The organism is Protofrankia symbiont of Coriaria myrtifolia, assembly GCF_900634755.1.
Taxonomy (GTDB): Bacteria; Actinomycetota; Actinomycetes; order Frankiales; family Frankiaceae; genus Protofrankia; species Protofrankia coriariae.
The window spans coordinates 1-15,916 of record NZ_CAAAFS010000150.1 but is presented as its reverse complement, the minus strand read 5'-3'; the positions used below and the strand labels follow the sequence as shown (position 1 = coordinate 15,916).

Genomic DNA, 15,916 nt, shown 5'->3' with positions numbered 1-15,916 from the left:
GTCGTAAGAACAGCCGGCCGGCCGTGGCCGTGATCAGCTCCGGGCGTTCGCGTAGTTCGGGTGCCAGGAGAGCAGCCGACGTTCGAGTACCCGGGCGGCCAGGTCGGAAAGAATTCCGATGGCCGCGTAGATCAGTATCGCCAGCACGATGACGTCGGTCCGCAGGAATTCACGCGCGTCCATCGCCATGAAACCGATGCCGGAGTCGGCGCCGACGGTTTCGGCGACCACCAGGGCGAGCCACGCGGTGGTGATGGCCAGGCGGATGCCGTTGAGGATCGAGGGCAGCGCGCCCGGCAGCACGATCCGGCGGATGAGCTGACGCTGGGGCAGGCCGATGACCCGCCCGAGCTCAAGGAGTTTGGGATCCACCTGCCGGATACCCAGCACGGTGTTGAGGTAGATCGGGGTCGCGACACCGAGCGCGACCAGGAAGACCTTGCCGGACTCGCCGACCCCGAACCACACGATCACCAGCGGCAGGATCGCCAGGAAGGGCACCGCGCGGATCATCTGGATCGGACGGTCGAGCACCGCGTCCGCGAGCCTGGAGAAACCGACCGCGACGCCCAGGGCGAGGCCGATCCCGCCGCCGATCACGAAGCCGGTTGCCGCCCGCCGCAGGCTGATCAGCGCGTCCTTCGGGAGCTGGCCGCTGGCGGTGAGCTCCCGGGCGGTGGACAGCACCTTCGTCGGCGCGGGCAGCACCTGCGTGGAGATCACCCCGCTGCGGGCGAAGGCCTCCCAGATAACCAGTAGCACCAGCGGGCTGAGCCAGGAGATCAGCCGGTAGGGCACCCCGATGCCCCGGCGGCCCCCCGCCGGGGCGCTCCTGCCGGCGGGGGGCCTTCGGCCGGGCCGCCGGCGTCGACGCCGGCACCCGCCTCGGGCGTGGCACCCGCCTCGACACCGGCGTCGGTCTCGGCCCGAACAGCCACGTCGGGCCCGACGTCGGTGCTGTCCCGCGGGCCGCGGGCCACGGGATGCGTCTGCACGATCGTCTGGTCTGCCATGATTCTTCCTGGTCTCTCTACGGACGGTGACCGACAACGGCTGTCATGGTTGGTCACCCGCCATGACGCGACATCCGGGGCGTGACGGGCGGGCCCGGCCGAGGCGGGCCGTCAGGGGCACGGCTAACGGCGGTGGGGGCTGACGGCGCTACGGCTAATGGCGGTTGGAGGACGGTGGACGTTCCGGTGCCGGAAATCGGCCGCCGGCAGCCCGGGGAAGTCAGGAATGTACGGTCGTGGGATCCGTGAGCGACGGGTGACCCGGCGGATCGACTCGCCCTGCCCGAGCTAGGCTCGACAGAACGAACAGCGACAGCTACACACCAACGCGTAGTCCACACACCGACGGCGAATCAGTGGTGTGCGCGGCGACATAACTGTGGACTTTCGGGGAAACAGCCAGTAATCGTCAAGATGATCGGAATATGGCAGAAATCATAGTTCTCCACCTTGACGGTGGGGAAAGTTGTCAACTGTCCCGACGACAAACAGATGATCGCGACCGAGCGTGCATGGCCGGAGACTGATACGACAGAGAAGGCTCGACCGGGAACGTTCGACGATGTGAATCCGACGCCGCCGCCGCGGGGCAGCGGTTCCCCGCCGCGGGCGGATCCCCGTCGTCCGGTGTGGAGAATCCCGCAAGGACGCGGTGGGGGCACCGGGGACGCGCCGCGCGTTCCCCCGCTGTCAGCCGCTACCGGCGCCGGGATGACCGCCGAGGGGATGGCCGCCGTGCGGCTGATCGCTCCGGATGCGGCCGGGCCGGAGATGACCGGTCCGGTTGTAGTCGGCCAGGCGCAGGCGTCCGGTGTCCGCCACCCAGCGGGTGACGGACGCGTTGGCGACCGAACCGCTCAGCGCCACCAGTTCGCTCTCGGTCAGGCCCTCGAGGACGAACCGGAGTATGATCACGACAGCGTCGTGCGCGGCGACGAGCACCCGGCGGCCGGCCTGTTCCCGGCAGACGTCCCGCAGGAAGCTGCGCAGCCGCAGCGCCACGTCGGTGAGGGACTCGCCGCCCGGCGGCCGGTAGTAGAGCTCACCGAGATGGGCCCGCCGCCGCACCTCGTCGGGGAACCGGGCCTGCCTGGCCGCCGCGGGCAGCCCGCTCAGCACACCCGTCTCGCGGTCCCGCAGCCGCTCGTCGAGGACGGGTGGGGGCACCGCCCGGCCGGCACGTGCCAGTTCGTCCCGCACGATGTCGGCGGTGTCCCGCGCCCGGACGTACGGCGAGGACTCGATGATCTGCGGGATGCGTTCCGGCGGCAGCGAGGCGAACCAGCGGCCGAGGTCGCCGGCCTGCTCCCGGCCGAGCGGCGACAGCGGGATGTCGGGATTCCGCTCGGTGATGCCGGCGTCCTGGCTGCCGGCGGCATCGGCCGCGGCGAGGGCCGCATTGCCGGTACTCTGCCCGTGCCGCACCACGACGAGTTCCGCCGGCACACCCCACGCGATGGCATCATCCGTTGTCGCTATGTGCATGATCACAGAGTATCCGCGATACTCGAACCACGGCCGAACCACAGCCGCGACAATCGAGTCGTGATTCGTCCCGGAACCGGCCGGAACCCCGGGCGGGACGGACCCGATCCGTGCTGCCCTGAAACATGGGCAGGACGAAACCCGGGCGATCACACGATCAGCGGAGGGCCGCTCGACGCAACGTCAACCGGAACGTCAGGCAGATGCGCGACACCACACCTGTAACGGCGCCGTGAAATCGAGATCACAGATGCTCATGCAATCGACAACGGGTAGACAGTACCGATGAGCACTTTCCGCGTGTGGGTGCCAGATGCCAAGACGGTGAGTGTAACCACCAGCACGGACGGTCGCGAAACCGTTCACGAAATGATGACCGACGAGGGCGGCTGGTGGTGGGTCAACGTGCCCGCGGCCGGGCACGGCACCGACTACGCCTTCCTCGTCGACGGCGACGTCGACGAGCTGCCCGACCCCCGCTCGGCCTGGCAGCCGGACGGCGTCCACGGCCGCTCGCGCCTGGTCGACCACTCGCTGTTCTCCTGGTCCGACAACGCATGGCGGGGCATCACGCTCGCCGGCAGCGTCCTCTACGAGCTGCACATCGGCACGTTCACCCCGCAGGGCACCTTCGACGCGGCCATCGCACGGCTCGACCACCTCGTGGCGCTCGGGGTCGACGCGGTCGAACTGCTGCCCGTCAACGCCTTCGCCGGCCGGCACGGCTGGGGGTACGACGGCGTGGACCTCTTCGCCGTGCACGAGCCCTACGGCGGCCCGGACGGGCTCAAACGCTTCGTGGACGCGGCCCACAACCGGGGCATCGGTGTGATCATGGACGTAGTCCACAACCATCTCGGGCCGGACGGCAACTACCTGTCCCGCTTCGGCCCCTACTTCACCGACTCCCATGTCACGCCCTGGGGGCCCGCGGTCAACCTCGACGCGCCCGGTTCGGACGAGGTCCGGGCCTTCATCGTCGACAACGCGCTCGGCTGGCTGCGGCACTACCACTGCGACGGCCTGCGGCTGGACGCGGTGCACGCCTTCGCCGACAACCGGGCCGTCCACCTGCTGGAGGAGATCACCACGGCGGTGCACGGGCTCGCCGCCCAGCAGCGCCGGCCGCTGTTCGTCATCGCCGAGTCCGACCTGAACGACCCCCGGGTGGTCACCACCCGCGAAGCCGGCGGACACGGCCTGGACGCGCAGTGGTGCGACGACGTCCACCACGCCCTGTGGGCGGCCCTGTCCGGCGAACGCCAGGGCTACTACAGCGACTTCGGCGGCCTCGCCACCCTCGCCAAGGCGATGGAGCACGCGTTCGTCCACGACGGGACGTACTCGACGTTCCGGGGACGCTCCCACGGCCGTCCGGTGCCGAACCACCTGCCCGCCCACCGTTTCATCGTGTTCCTCCAGGACCACGACCAGGTCGGCAACCGGGCGATCGGCGACCGGGCGAGCGCGACGCTGAGCGCCGGCCTGCTCAGGGTCGGCGCCGCGCTGCTGCTGACCTCCCCGTTCACGCCGATGCTGTTCATGGGCGAGGAGTGGGGCGCGACCACGCCCTGGCAGTTCTTCAGCGACCACGACGCGCCGGGCCTGGCCGACGCCATCCGCAAGGGCCGCCGCGGCGAGTTCGCCGCGCACGGCTGGGGGCCCGACGAGATCCCCGACCCCCAGGACGAGGCGACGTTCGTCCGCTCCAGGCTCGACTGGTCGCAGCTCACCGCCCCCCGGCACGCCGGGCTGCTGCAGTGGTACCGGCGGCTGACCGCGCTGCGCAGGACCCTGCCCGACCTCACCGACCCCGCCCTGCCGTCGGTGCACTGCACCTTCGACGAGGACGCCCGGTGGTTCGTGCTGCGCCGTGGGCAGGTCGCCGTCGTGTGCAACCTGTCCGACCGGCGCCAGCCGGTGCCGGTCGAGGGAGTTCCCTTCGACATCCCGGCCGCCTCCGCCACCGGTTTCACCTTCATGCCAGGACGCATCGAACTGGACGCCGAATCAGTCGTGATCGCCCGACTGCTCTGAACACGCCGGGACCCGTCCCGCCGGCCCGGCGGGACGGGTTTCCCGCAGGCTGCGTTTCCCGCACGCTGTGTTTCCCCGCAGGCCGGGAAATCCGTCCCGCGGGCGGCATGAATCCGCGTGGGGACGCGCGCCTCGGTGCGCCTCGCGAGCCGCGTGCACTCGTACCCGATCCGTACTGACGCACGCTGACGCGCGCGAATCCGCGCCAATATGCGCCGGTCCGCGCCGGTTACCGCCGGTCCTGCTCCTCGGACCCGGACAGCACGAGATACAACAGCCCGAGGATGCAGACGGCCAGTACCAGCACGACGACCAGCAGAACGACGTAGTCCGTCATCCGTCCCCATCCCCCTCCGGGTCGCCCTCGACACGACAGGCCGGCAACGACACGGACCCGGCCGTGGCCACCGCCCGGCTGTCGGTCGGCTCCCCGCGCGGCGGCGTCCGCCGATGTCCGTCGACAGCTGTCGGCGATGTCCACCGGCATTCGCCGACGGTACATCCACCGGCACGCCTGGCCGGCCCGGTGCGTTCGACCAGCATGGCGGCAGAGAACAAGTGTCCCGCCACCGGTGCGACGGGACAACCACCGGGACGTGCCCGCCCGCGGGGCACGCGGCACCTACGCGAAACGTGGGACAGCGGGAATGGGGGCGTGCCCGCCCGCGGGGAACGCGGTCAACCGCCCAGACCCGGGCAGGACCGTCGTGACGCTGCCCGCCGGCCGTTCTTCACGGCCGGCCTCGGCTCGTCGGGGCAGGGCCCCGCCCGTAGGAACGGCCGGTCCGCGGCCAGGCCGCTCTACGCGGCCGGTCGGCCGCCGCTGCTCGCCGAGCCTTCCCGGACGACCATCTCGTCGGCGCCGCCGTCACGGGCGAGCGCGGACAGCCGCGACACCGCGCGCTGGAACTTTTTGCGGTGCGGCCCGGCGAACATCTCCGGGGAGAACAGCTCGTCGAAGGGCCGGCCGGACACCGCGACGGGCACCGACCGGTCGTAGAGCCGGTCGGCGAGGACGACCAGCCGCAACGCCACCGCCTGGTCAACCACCTGGGCCACCCCGTGCAGGCAGACCAGGCCGACATCGTCGACCAGCGCGCCGTAGCGGGACGGGTGCAGTTCGCCCAGGTGCGCGCACAGGCTGGCGAAGTCGTCCTCGCTGGCGGTGGGGGTGGCCGCGGCGCGGCGGCTGACCTCCTGGTCGCCCAGGGGCACCGGGGGCTTGGGCAGGCCGCGGTGCCGGAAGTCCTCACCCTCGACCCGCAGGACGTGGAACTGCGCGGACAGCCCCTGGATCTCGCGCAGGAAGTCGTCGGCGCCGAACCGGCCGGCCCCGAGATCCTCCGGCTGGGTGTTGCTCGTCGCCGCCAGCCGGACACCGGCCTCCACCAGCCTGGTCAGCAGCGTGGAGACGAGGACGGTGTCACCGGGGTCGTCCAGCTCGAACTCGTCGATGGCCAGCAGCCGCAGGCCGGCGAGCGCGTCCACCGTCCGGGCGAACCCGAGCGCGCCGACCAGGGAGGTGATCTCGACGAACGTCCCGTATGCCTTGGGCCCCGGCACGGCGTGCCACAGCGAGGCGAGCAGGTGGGTCTTGCCGACCCCGAAGCCGCCGTCGAGATAGACCCCGGGGCGGGTGGGGCCCGCGCCGGTGGCGGCCACCGGCCCGCCGTGGCGGGTGCTGCGTCCACTGCTGTTACGACGGCCGAAGCGCAGCAGGCCGCGCCCGCCGGCGGACTCCCCCGCCCGGCCGCCACCGGCGACCCGGCTGGCGAACTGGCCGAGTGCCACGACGGCGGCGGCCTGGCTCGGCTCGGCGGGATCCGGCCGATAGGTGTCGAAACGGACGTCGTTGAACCGCGGCGGCGGCAGCAGGGCCGCGACCAGATCGTCCGGGAGTACCTCAGGATGGCGGTCGACCAGACGTTCCGGCATTTTCTCACCCTACGAAAAAACACCGGGCTGATGTTGTCCCAAGAAGTGTCACGCGAGCGAGCTCACATCTTTTTCGCCCCGAACACTGTGACTTCCGATCTCCCGTGTCCGATCCGGTTGCTTTTCAGGAAGGAACAACGGACGGCGCCGGCCCGGACAACCCGGGAAGGCACGGCACAACCCAGGAAGGCACGGCGGCCTGGCACACCCCGTCGAGAATAGAGTTGTCGGAGTGCGCCACCTGTTGTCCGGCAATGCCGATGTTGTGGCCAGTACCCACGCGGTGGGCAGCGCCGATGCCGCGGACAGTACCGATCTTGCGAGCACTGCCGATCTTGCGGACGGTACCGGCGTCGCGACCAGTGCCGGAGCCGGCGCCGCGGACGCCGTCGACCTGGACGTCTGCTACCGGTTGCCGCCGCTCGCCACCGGGCAGGTGCACGTCCGGTCGAACTTCGTCTCCTCGATCGACGGGGCCACCGAGGTAGACGGCCGTTCCGGCGCCCTGGGCGGGAGCGCCGACCGCCGGGTCTTCCGACTGCTGCGGTGGCTCGCCGACGTCGTCCTCGTCGGCGCCGGCACCGCGGTCGCCGAGGACTACGGGCCGGTCGTCGTCCCGCCCGACCGGCGCGAACGGCGGGTCGCGGCCGGGCAGAACGCGGTCCCGCCGATCGCCGTCGTCTCCGCGGCCCTGCGACTGGAGCCGTCCGCCCGGCTGTTCGCCGCGCCGGTGCGCCCGCTGGTGCTGACCTGCGAGGCCGCGCCCCCCGCCCGGCGGGGGGCGCTCGCGGAGGTCGCCGACGTCCTGATCTGCGGTGAGCGGACGGTGGATCCAGCCGTGGCCCTGCGCGCCCTGGGCGAGCGGGGGCTGGGCCGCGTCCTGTGCGAGGGCGGGCCGTCCCTGCACGCCGATCTTGCGGACGCCGGCCTGCTCGACGAGCTGTGCCTGACCTTCGCCCCGTTGCTCGCCGGCCCCGACCATCTGCGGATGGTCCGCGGCCGGCGCTGGCGGGCCCCGCTGACGATGACGCTCGGTCACGTTCTCGAGGAGGACGGCAACCTGTTCCTGCGCTATCTGCGCCGCTGACCAGCCACGCGACCGCCACGGCGGATCGTGCTCAGAGGAGCATGCCTGCGCCGACCGTGGCCCCGGTGGCCTCGTCGATGAGGATCACGCTGCCGGTCGCGCGGTTGCGCCGGTACGGGTCGAAGCACAGCGGCGTGGTCGTCCGCACCGTCACCCGGCCGATGTCGTTCAGCCGCAGCTCGGCGGCGGACTCGTCCCGGTGCAGGGTGTCGACGTCCACCCGGTAGGCGATATTTTTGATCACGCTGCGGACGGACCGGGTGGTGTGCTTGATCGCGAGCCGGGCCCGGGGCCGCAGCGGCGCGTCCACCATCCAGCAGACCATCAGGTCGACGTCCTGGCCGACCGTCGGCTGGTTCGCCGGCCGGGCGATCATGTCCCCGCGGGAGACGTCCAGGTCGTCCTCGAGCCGGATCGTCACCGACATCGGCGGGAACGCCTCCGCCACCGGCCCGTCGTAGGTGTCGATCGCGGCGATGCGCGAGGTCAGCCCGGACGGCAGGACGATCACCTCGTCCCCCGGCCGCAGGACACCGCCGGCGACCTGGCCGGCGTAGCCGCGGTAGTCGTGCAGCTCGTCGGTGCGCGGCCGGACCACCCACTGCACCGGGAAGCGGACGTCGATGAGGTTGCGGTCGGAGGCGATGTGCAGCTCCTCCAGATGGTGCAGCAGCGAGGTGCCCTCGTACCAGGGGGTGCTCGGCGACCGGGAGACCAGATTGTCCCCACCGAGCGCGGAGATCGGGATCGTCGCCACGTCGACGATCTCCAGCTTGGCGGCGAACGCCCGGAACTCGTCCTTGATCTTCTCGAACACGGCCTCGTCGAAACCGACCAGGTCCATCTTGTTCACGCACAGGACAAGATGCGGGACCCGCAGCAGCGACGCGAGAAAGGCGTGCCGCCGGGTCTGCTGGAGCACCCCCCTGCGGGCGTCGACCAGCAGCAACGCGAGGTCGGCGGTGGAGGCCCCGGTGACCATGTTGCGGGTGTACTGCACGTGGCCGGGGGTGTCGGCGAGGATGAACGACCGTTTCGGGGTGGCGAAGTAACGGTAGGCGACATCGATGGTGATGCCCTGCTCACGTTCGGCCCGCAGCCCGTCGGTGAGCAGCGCCAGGTCGACATAGCCGTCCCCGCGTTCCCGGCTGGTGCGTTCCACCGCGGCCAACTGGTCGGAGAACAGCGACTTGGTGTCGAACAGCAGCCGTCCGATCAGCGTGGACTTGCCATCGTCGACAGAACCCGCGGTGGCGACCCGCAGCAGTTCTCTCATCACACCTCTCCAGCACGCGTCAGGGCACCCGCAGCCAGCACCCACGGCACATCCGTCACGGCCATCGGGACCGTCACGGCCATCAGCAGCACAGACATCGCAGGACCGGCCATCGCAGGGCCGGAAGAACCAGAACCGGTACGGCCATCAGCGGGCGGCCGTCAGAAGGCCATCAGAAATAGCCCTCCCGCTTGCGGTCCTCCATCGCCGCCTCGCTGACCCGGTCGTCGGCCCGGGTCGCGCCACGTTCGGTGATCCTGGTGGCCGCGACCTCGGCGATCACCTCGTCGATCGCCACCGCGCTCGACTCGATCGCACCCGTGCAGGACATGTCCCCCACCGTCCGGTAGCGGACCTGGCGGGAGAGCACCCGCTCCCCCGCCAGCGGCGGCGTCAGCGCGGTCACCGCGAGCAGCATGCCGTCGCGCTCCACCACCTCCCGGGTATGCGCGTAGTAGATCGACGGGATCTCCAGGTTCTCCTGTGCGATGTAGCGCCAGATGTCGAGCTCGGTCCAGTTCGACAGCGGGAACACCCGGATGTGCTCACCCGGCCGGTGCCGGCCGTTGTAGAGCGACCACAGCTCGGGACGCTGGTTCTTCGGGTCCCACTGGCCGAACTCGTCCCGGAAGGAGTAGACGCGCTCCTTCGCCCGGGCCTTCTCCTCGTCCCGCCGCGCCCCGCCGAAGACGGCGTCGAACCTGTTCTCCTCGATGGTGTCGAGCAGCACCGGCGTCTGCAGCTGGTTACGTGACGCGCCGGGACGGGTGTCCTCGGTGATGGTCCCGGCGTCGATGGCGTCCTGGACGGAGCCCACGACCAGGCGGGCGGACAGCTGCGCGGCCCGGGCGTCCCGGAACTCCATCACCTCGGGGAAGTTGTGGCCGGTGTCGATGTGCACCAGCGGGAAGGGCAGCTTCGCCGGCCAGAACGCCTTCTCCGCGACCCGGAGCATGACGATCGAGTCCTTGCCACCGGAGAACAGCAGCGCGGGACGCTCGAACTCGGCCGCCACCTCGCGGAAGATATGGATCGCCTCGGACTCGAGCGTCTGCAGATGGGTGAGCTCGTAGCCGATCGCGGGCACGCGGAATCCCTCGTCGAGAACAGCGGCGAAAGCCGGCGGATGATTCCACCCAACGTAGCCCACGCGGCGGCCCACGGGACAGCGACTCCGGCGGGCATGCGGCGACCAGCGGATGGTTACCTTCAGTCGCCGATCGCCAATCGCTGATCACTGGCTGATGGCCGCCGGCCGGCGGCTGGCCGCTGGCCGCTCGTGGCCGGCCACCAGGCGGCACCGACCAACCGGCACCGGTCAGCCGGCACCAGTCAGCCGACACCGGTCAGCCGACACTGATCAGCCGGCACCAGTCCGTCGGCACCGGTCAGCCGCGGGCGACCAGCGCCAGGATCCCGGCGGCCAGCTCGGGACGGCAGACCAGCAGATCCGGCTGGTACGGATCCGGCCGGTTGTAGACCAGCGCGGATCCGTCGAGCCGGCTGGTGTGCAGGCCCACCGCGCGGGCGACGGCCACCGGCGCGGCCGAGTCCCACTCGTACTGACCGCCGGCGTGCAGGTAGGCGTCTGCCGTACCGCGGACGACCGCCGCCACCTTCGCGCCGGCGGAACCCAGCGGCACGACCGTGCCACCCAGCGCCTCAGCCACCGTGGTGACCAGCGCGGGGGCCCTGGTCCGGCTGGCCACCAGCCGCGGGCCACCACCACCGGCAGGCGGGGCAGGAGCGACAGGGGCGGCGGACCGGGCAGGTACAGCGGACGGCCCGCCGGTCGCCAACGTGATGCCCTGCGCCGGGAGCGCGACAGCGCCCGCGGCCAGCTCGCCGTCCTGCCACAGCGCGACGTGCACCGCCCAGTCGGAGCGGCCCGGCTCGCTGAACTCCCGGGTCCCGTCCAACGGGTCAATGATCCACACCCGGCGGGCGGTGAGCCGGGCGGGGTCGTCGATTGCCTCCTCGGACAAGACCGCGTCCTGGCCGCGGTGACGGGCCAGCGCAGCCGCCAGCAGCGCCTGCGAACGGGCGTCGCCGGCGTCCCGCAGCGCGGCGGGATCGGCGAACCCCAGCTCGACGCGGATCCGCAGCAGCAGCGCGCCCGCGTCGGTGGCCAGCCGCGCCGCCAACGCGGCGTCATCGAGCACGGGAACATCGGCAGGCAGGTCGCGGACGGCCGGACCACCAGATGCCGGACCACCGGATACGGGACCACCAGATACGGGAGCAGCGGATACGGGATCATCGGATGGGGAATCGCCAGGGGCGGGCCCACCCGTGGCGGCGTCTGCGGATATGCCGGGGACTTCCCCGCCGGCGCCCGCCGGCCGCTGGCTGCTCATCAGCGGAAGTGTGCCACCGATTGTGATGGCAGGCGGCGCGCCAGCCCGTCACCAGCGGCGGGATACGCGCGCCAACCGTTACCGTCACCGGTGTGCGTACCACCGGTGAGAGGACCGCACTGCTGGTCGACGAAGCGCGTGCCGCGGAACTGACCGCGGCCTCGCTGCGCTGGCAGTCAGTGACACTGAGCGCTGTTCAGCTCGCGGAACTGGAGCTGCGGCTGTCCGGCGGGTATCCACCACGAGACGATCCCCCACCGGACCACGGACACAACGGCCCGGCCAGCCCGGCCAGGCCGGCCAGCCCGGCCAGCCCGGCCTGGAGACCCTCGGCGGTGGCCTCCCCGGCACCGATCTCCCCAGCGCCGATCTCCCCGCTACCGGGCTCCCCGCCGGCGGCACCGGGACACCCGCCGGCCTCGCCGCTGCCCGCCCACTACCCGGCACCGCAGTACACCGTGGATGCCGGGGACGCCGGTACCCAGGACGCCGAGAAGTTCCAGCCCGGTTCGACGGTCGCCCTGCGGGACTCCGAAGGCGTCATGCTCGCCGCGCTGCATCTGACCGAGGTCGTGGGCTCGGCCCTGTCCGGGACGGTCGAAGGGTTGCGACTGCCCGAGCATCCCGACTATCCGGAGCTGCGCTTCACCCCCGCGGCGCTGCGCGCGGAACTGCTCCGGCGCGGCTGGACCGCCCCGAACGAGCCGGCGCCCGTCGCGGTATGGGCCGACGGCCTGCTGCACACCGCCGACCTGGACCGCATCGAGGCGTTGGGCGCCGCCGGCGGCGCTGTCGTCGTACTCGCCCCGGTCGGTGGAGCAGACCCCGCCGATGCCCGTCACCACCTGCGCATCCGGTGCCTGAAGGCGGCGCTGGCCACGCTCAGCGACGTGCGGGCCTTGCTCGCCCTGGTACCGGTGCAGCCGGTCACCCGCCTGACGGAGTCGGTCGCCTTCGGCCCGGACACCGTCATCCGCTTCGAGACCGTCACGGATGGCGGCAGGCCGACGGCCGCTGGCCACGCGGTGTCCGGCCGGGCCGCCACCGCCGGCCGGCAGCCAGCCGGCCGGCCGGGCACCGGCCAGGAACGAAGCACCGGCCGGGGAGCCGGTGGCCGGGATGGCAGTAGTGGTGGTGGCGGTGGCGACGGCCAGTACCAGCGCAACGCCGGCCAGGAGACCGACGACCGCGACAGCGAGCCTGCCCTCGCCGGGGAGGTGGCCTACCGGACGCAGGTCTGCCTCGCCTACGGATTCAGCGCGATGACCGTGGGCCCGGCGCCCAGCGCCCCCGGCGCGGCCGCGCTGTCGATGCTGCTCGACCGCGGGACGCGGCTGCCCCCGGCGCTGACCCCCCCGGCGGTGGCCGCCGAACTGGTCCGGGCGCAGCCGCCGCGCAGCGAGCGGGGCCTGACCGTGCTGTTCACCGGGCTGTCCGGCTCGGGCAAGTCGACGCTTGCCAAACTGCTCGTGTGCCGGTTGCTGGAACGCGGGGACCGCAGGGTCACCCTGCTCGACGGGGACGTCGTCCGGCTGCACCTGTCCAAGGGGCTGGGATTCTCCCGTGAGGACCGCAATGCCAACGTCCTGCGGATCGGCTTTGTCGCGGCGTCCGTGACCGCCGTCGGCGGCACCGCCGTCTGCGCCCCGATAGCCCCCTATGACGACGTTCGCCACCAGGTCCGGACGATGGTCGAGGACAGCGGCGGCGGGTTCGTCCTGGTCCATGTCGCCACCCCGCTTCAGGTCTGCGAGGCCCGGGACCGCAAAGGCCTTTACGCCAAGGCCCGCGCCGGCATCATCCCGACCTTCACCGGCGTCTCCGACCCCTACGAGGAACCCACCGACGCCGACATCGTGATCGACACCGTGGACGCCTCCCCCCACGACGCCGTCCAGACCGTCCTCAGTCACCTGCGCACCGACGGTTGGCTGGCCCCCTGACCCACCCGCGCCAAAGACCCCACATCAGCGCGCCGGTCAGCCGGTCACAACCTGTCCGACACATGAAACCTGTCCGACGTGCGAAAGCGAGGGCGGAAACGGCTGCCGTGGTGACCGTTTGTTCCCTCACTTTCACAGTCGAACATTTCTCGATCATGGATTTTCGGCGGACGGCGCCGACGGGGCATGCGGGGTGCACGTATGGCCGGGCCTGTGTGGCCGGGCGTGTGGTCAGCGTCGTATGGTGCGAGGGATGGCCATATTCGAGGAACGATGCCGGGTGTTGCGCCATCCGGGTGGCCGGTGCCGGGCGGGGCATGGCCGGCAGTGATCCGACCAAGTGGTCTGACAGATCAGCGGTCCGACAGACCAGCGCCCTGAATCAGCGCCCCGAAGGAGAACACCCCACGTGGATCTGGCGCTGGGCGGGAAGATCGCACTGGTGACCGGTGGTTCCCGCGGGATCGGGCGGGCCGTCGCGCACCGGCTCGCCGCCGAAGGCTGCGGGGTCGGAATCTGCGCCCGCACCCGCGACGATCTCGCCGCCGTCGAGGGTGAGCTTGGGCGGTTGGGCGTCCCGACGTTCACACACACCGCGGACGTCACCGCCGCCGGCGGGGTGGAGGAGTTCGTCGACGGCGCGGCCGGCGCCCTCGGCGGGGTGGACCTGCTGGTCGCGAATGTCGGCGCCACCGTGGGCGGCGGCCTGCTGGAGTCGACGCCGCGGGACTGGGCGGACACCTTCGAGCTCAACGTCGGTCACGTCGTGCGCGCGGTCCGCGCGGCCGTCCCACACATGCGCCACCGCTCCGGCGGGGCGATAGTGGTCATCGCGTCGATCTCCGGGTGGAAACCGGCCCCACGCGCCCAGTACGGCGCGGCCAAAGCCGCCGAAATCTACCTGGCGGGCGCCTTCGCCTGTGAACTCGCCGCCGACAACATCCGTGTCAACACCGTCAGCCCGGGCTCGATCCTGATACCGGGCGGCGGGTGGGAGGCCTACCGGCAGCGCAACCCCGCTTCGTTCGCCGAGTTCGAAGGCCGGAACTTCCCCGCCGGCCGCCTCGGTACCGCCGAGGAAGTCGCCGACGTCGTCACCTTCCTGCTCTCCGACCGCGCCCGCTGGATCAACGGCGCGCACATTCCCGTGGACGGCGCGCAGGGCCGCCCCACCGCCAACGGCTACTGACCACGACGCGGCCACTGACCGCAACATTTTCGGATCATCGAATTCGATTCGATCAAACGACCGGCCAACACCTGAAGATGAGCGACAGGGCGAGCCGAGATGGCGGACCACCGGCAGGAGGAGAGCAGGTGCCGCTGATCCGTTCACGCACAGCTGGACAAACGGAACCTGTTCGTCTCGGAGCGAATCTCGGCGAACTGGACCGATTCTCGGTGAAGTTGTCAAGCTGATCGTGCTATGCGGCGGCAGCGGTAAGGGGCGGTGGTGCCGGCTGGCAACAGCGGTTGTCGCGCAGCGGCGCCCAGAGCACGTTGACGCTGCGGCGTGCGAGGACGAGGTCTGGCTGCCGCTCCGAGGCGATGACGACATCGTGGATCGAGACGTAGATCGAGACGCGGGCCGAGACGCGGGCCGCGGTCCAGGGGCCCTCGATAGCCGTAAGTAACTCTAAATATCTATATGGACACCTTCCGCATACAGTCCGGGATGTACGTGCGTGGAGAGCCGAGAGACTGACCGCCATTGGGGTGGAAATGTCCAAATAAGCGACTATATTCGTACGTATGTTCGATACCGAGGTGAGCGATCCGGCCCCGGTCGCTACGGCCGCTCCGACCCCGGCCGCTCCGGTGAGGTGTGCTGGCTGCGCGGGGTGTGCTGGCCTGCCGGCAGGGGAGGGCGATGACGCGGCCGGGGCCCGTCGTCGGCACGCCCACGCCCGCGAGGATCGACAGGTCCATCTTCGCCCCGCCGAGGACGGCATGGCCGAACTGTGGGCGCTGCTGCCCGCGGTCGATGCCCAGGCCGCCTACCAGCGCCTCGACGCCCTCGCCCGCCAAGCCGTCGACAGCCCGGACGAGACCCGTGGCATGGGCGCCCGCCGCGCCGACGCGTTCGTCGACCTGCTCCTCGGCCGTGACCGCGGCAGCGACGTGACCATCGAGGTCGGGGTACTCGTCTCCGCCGCCGCCCTCGCCGGCGACGGACATTCCACGAGTAGCGAACAGGGCACCAGACGCATCAGCATCAGCCGTCCCCGGAACAACCGTCTCAAGGATGGACGCCCCAGGAACGGACGCCTCCACAACAGAAAAATCCGGAACAGTAACATCAGCGACAGCCGTCACGGGGACAGGTGGGAACGGTGTGAGAAGAAAGAGCAGCAGCCACGATCCGGGCACGAACAGAACCGGACGGGACAGCGTTCCAGATATCGGCCCGCCGCCCTTCTGAGATCGTCCTGCCGCCGCTTTCCAGAGGCGGCATGGAAGCCGTAGGTGGATTCCGTCGTGATGGCAGCGGGACTCATCTACGGGCGCGGAAGTTATAGGTAGAAAGGGTCGCGAGAACAGCGATTTCTACCGGCGGCTGGCGGATGCCGGTCGAGAGAGGTCCGTCGGCCGGGCAGGTCAGCGCGGGGCGGGTGACTACGATCAAGATCGATCCGGCCAGTCGCGGCTCACGCCCGGCGTGCGCTCAGCCCTACCGGCTGTCTGGCTCTGCCGGCTGCCCGGTCACGGTAACAACACCAGAAGACGGGCGTCGGACATTTCAGACGAGACAGGTGGCGAAACGTAGGTTCCTACTACTAGAC

The 15,916-nt window shown here is 70.9% G+C and carries 12 protein-coding genes; 5 read left to right on the top strand and 7 right to left on the bottom strand.

What is annotated here, in order from left to right; genetic code table 11:
- Positions 1-33: 33 nt before the first annotated feature.
- The 3 genes from CM1CMNOD_RS08385 to CM1CMNOD_RS08380 all read right to left on the bottom strand — a co-directional run bounded on the left by CM1CMNOD_RS08385 (position 34) and on the right by CM1CMNOD_RS08380 (position 2,498).
- Positions 34-798 (bottom strand): ABC transporter permease subunit, encoded by a 765-nt coding sequence (locus tag CM1CMNOD_RS08385; RefSeq protein ID WP_013873242.1) that lies wholly within the window; start codon positions 796-798, stop codon positions 34-36.
- The gene (locus tag CM1CMNOD_RS21635; RefSeq protein ID WP_013873241.1) at positions 783-1,013 is read right to left on the bottom strand and encodes a hypothetical protein; all 231 of its coding nucleotides are present in this window, start codon (positions 1,011-1,013) and stop codon (positions 783-785) included. The genes CM1CMNOD_RS08385 and CM1CMNOD_RS21635 overlap by 16 nt, the downstream gene beginning before the upstream one ends.
- Before the next feature lie 690 nt (positions 1,014-1,703).
- Positions 1,704-2,498, bottom strand: a complete 795-nt coding sequence (locus tag CM1CMNOD_RS08380; protein ID WP_013873240.1) for a histidine phosphatase family protein — start codon at positions 2,496-2,498, stop codon at positions 1,704-1,706.
- Positions 2,499-2,783: 285 nt separating this feature from the next.
- Here CM1CMNOD_RS08380 and treZ point away from each other — a divergent pair, with 285 nt between their 5' ends.
- Positions 2,784-4,535 (top strand): malto-oligosyltrehalose trehalohydrolase, encoded by a 1,752-nt coding sequence (treZ, locus tag CM1CMNOD_RS08375; RefSeq protein WP_043603312.1) that lies wholly within the window; start codon positions 2,784-2,786, stop codon positions 4,533-4,535.
- Positions 4,536-5,336: 801 nt separating this feature from the next.
- On the opposite strand, the gene zapE is transcribed toward treZ, so the two are convergent.
- Positions 5,337-6,470: a cell division protein ZapE gene (gene zapE, locus CM1CMNOD_RS08370; RefSeq protein WP_013873237.1), complete on the bottom strand. Its 1,134-nt coding sequence runs from the start codon at positions 6,468-6,470 to the stop codon at positions 5,337-5,339.
- A gap of 265 nt (positions 6,471-6,735) precedes the next feature.
- Here zapE and CM1CMNOD_RS08365 point away from each other — a divergent pair, with 265 nt between their 5' ends.
- Positions 6,736-7,557, top strand: a complete 822-nt coding sequence (locus CM1CMNOD_RS08365) for a pyrimidine reductase family protein (RefSeq protein ID WP_431307445.1) — start codon at positions 6,736-6,738, stop codon at positions 7,555-7,557.
- Positions 7,558-7,588: 31 nt separating this feature from the next.
- Here CM1CMNOD_RS08365 and CM1CMNOD_RS08360 read toward each other — a convergent pair whose 3' ends face one another.
- From CM1CMNOD_RS08360 to CM1CMNOD_RS08350, 3 genes are all read right to left on the bottom strand, one after another.
- Positions 7,589-8,833 carry a sulfate adenylyltransferase subunit 1 gene (locus CM1CMNOD_RS08360; RefSeq protein WP_013873235.1) on the bottom strand — a complete coding sequence of 415 codons (1,245 nt, stop codon included), beginning with the start codon at positions 8,831-8,833 and terminating at the stop codon, positions 7,589-7,591.
- Between the two features lie 172 nt (positions 8,834-9,005).
- Positions 9,006-9,920, bottom strand: a complete 915-nt coding sequence (gene cysD / locus CM1CMNOD_RS08355) for a sulfate adenylyltransferase subunit CysD (protein WP_043605827.1) — start codon at positions 9,918-9,920, stop codon at positions 9,006-9,008.
- Positions 9,921-10,221: 301 nt separating this feature from the next.
- Positions 10,222-10,995, bottom strand: a complete 774-nt coding sequence (locus tag CM1CMNOD_RS08350; protein WP_013873233.1) for an inositol monophosphatase family protein — start codon at positions 10,993-10,995, stop codon at positions 10,222-10,224.
- Between the two features lie 287 nt (positions 10,996-11,282).
- Between CM1CMNOD_RS08350 and cysC the strand changes: the two genes are divergently transcribed.
- The 3 genes from cysC (at position 11,283) to CM1CMNOD_RS08330 (ending at position 15,599) form a co-directional block, all read left to right on the top strand.
- Positions 11,283-13,133, top strand: a complete 1,851-nt coding sequence (gene cysC, locus CM1CMNOD_RS08345) for an adenylyl-sulfate kinase (RefSeq protein ID WP_013873232.1) — start codon at positions 11,283-11,285, stop codon at positions 13,131-13,133.
- A gap of 409 nt (positions 13,134-13,542) precedes the next feature.
- Complete coding sequence (locus CM1CMNOD_RS08340) at positions 13,543-14,322, top strand: SDR family NAD(P)-dependent oxidoreductase (protein WP_013873231.1); 780 nt, start codon at positions 13,543-13,545, stop codon at positions 14,320-14,322.
- Between the two features lie 563 nt (positions 14,323-14,885).
- The gene (locus tag CM1CMNOD_RS08330) at positions 14,886-15,599 is read left to right on the top strand and encodes a DUF222 domain-containing protein (protein ID WP_083828209.1); all 714 of its coding nucleotides are present in this window, start codon (positions 14,886-14,888) and stop codon (positions 15,597-15,599) included.
- Positions 15,600-15,916 lie beyond the last annotated feature (317 nt).

What these genes read in the sequence shown, in the direction of transcription:
- CM1CMNOD_RS08380 (WP_013873240.1), bottom strand. Translation starts at nt 2,498, where the DNA reads ATGCACATAGCGACAACGGATGATGCCATCGCGTGGGGTGTGCCGGCG.
- treZ (WP_043603312.1), top strand. Translation starts at nt 2,784, where the DNA reads ATGAGCACTTTCCGCGTGTGGGTGCCAGATGCCAAGACGGTGAGTGTA.
- zapE (WP_013873237.1), bottom strand. Translation starts at nt 6,470, where the DNA reads ATGCCGGAACGTCTGGTCGACCGCCATCCTGAGGTACTCCCGGACGAT.
- CM1CMNOD_RS08330 (WP_083828209.1), top strand. Translation starts at nt 14,886, where the DNA reads ATGTTCGATACCGAGGTGAGCGATCCGGCCCCGGTCGCTACGGCCGCT.
- CM1CMNOD_RS08360 (WP_013873235.1), bottom strand. Translation starts at nt 8,833, where the DNA reads ATGAGAGAACTGCTGCGGGTCGCCACCGCGGGTTCTGTCGACGATGGC.
- CM1CMNOD_RS21635 (WP_013873241.1), bottom strand. Translation starts at nt 1,013, where the DNA reads ATGGCAGACCAGACGATCGTGCAGACGCATCCCGTGGCCCGCGGCCCG.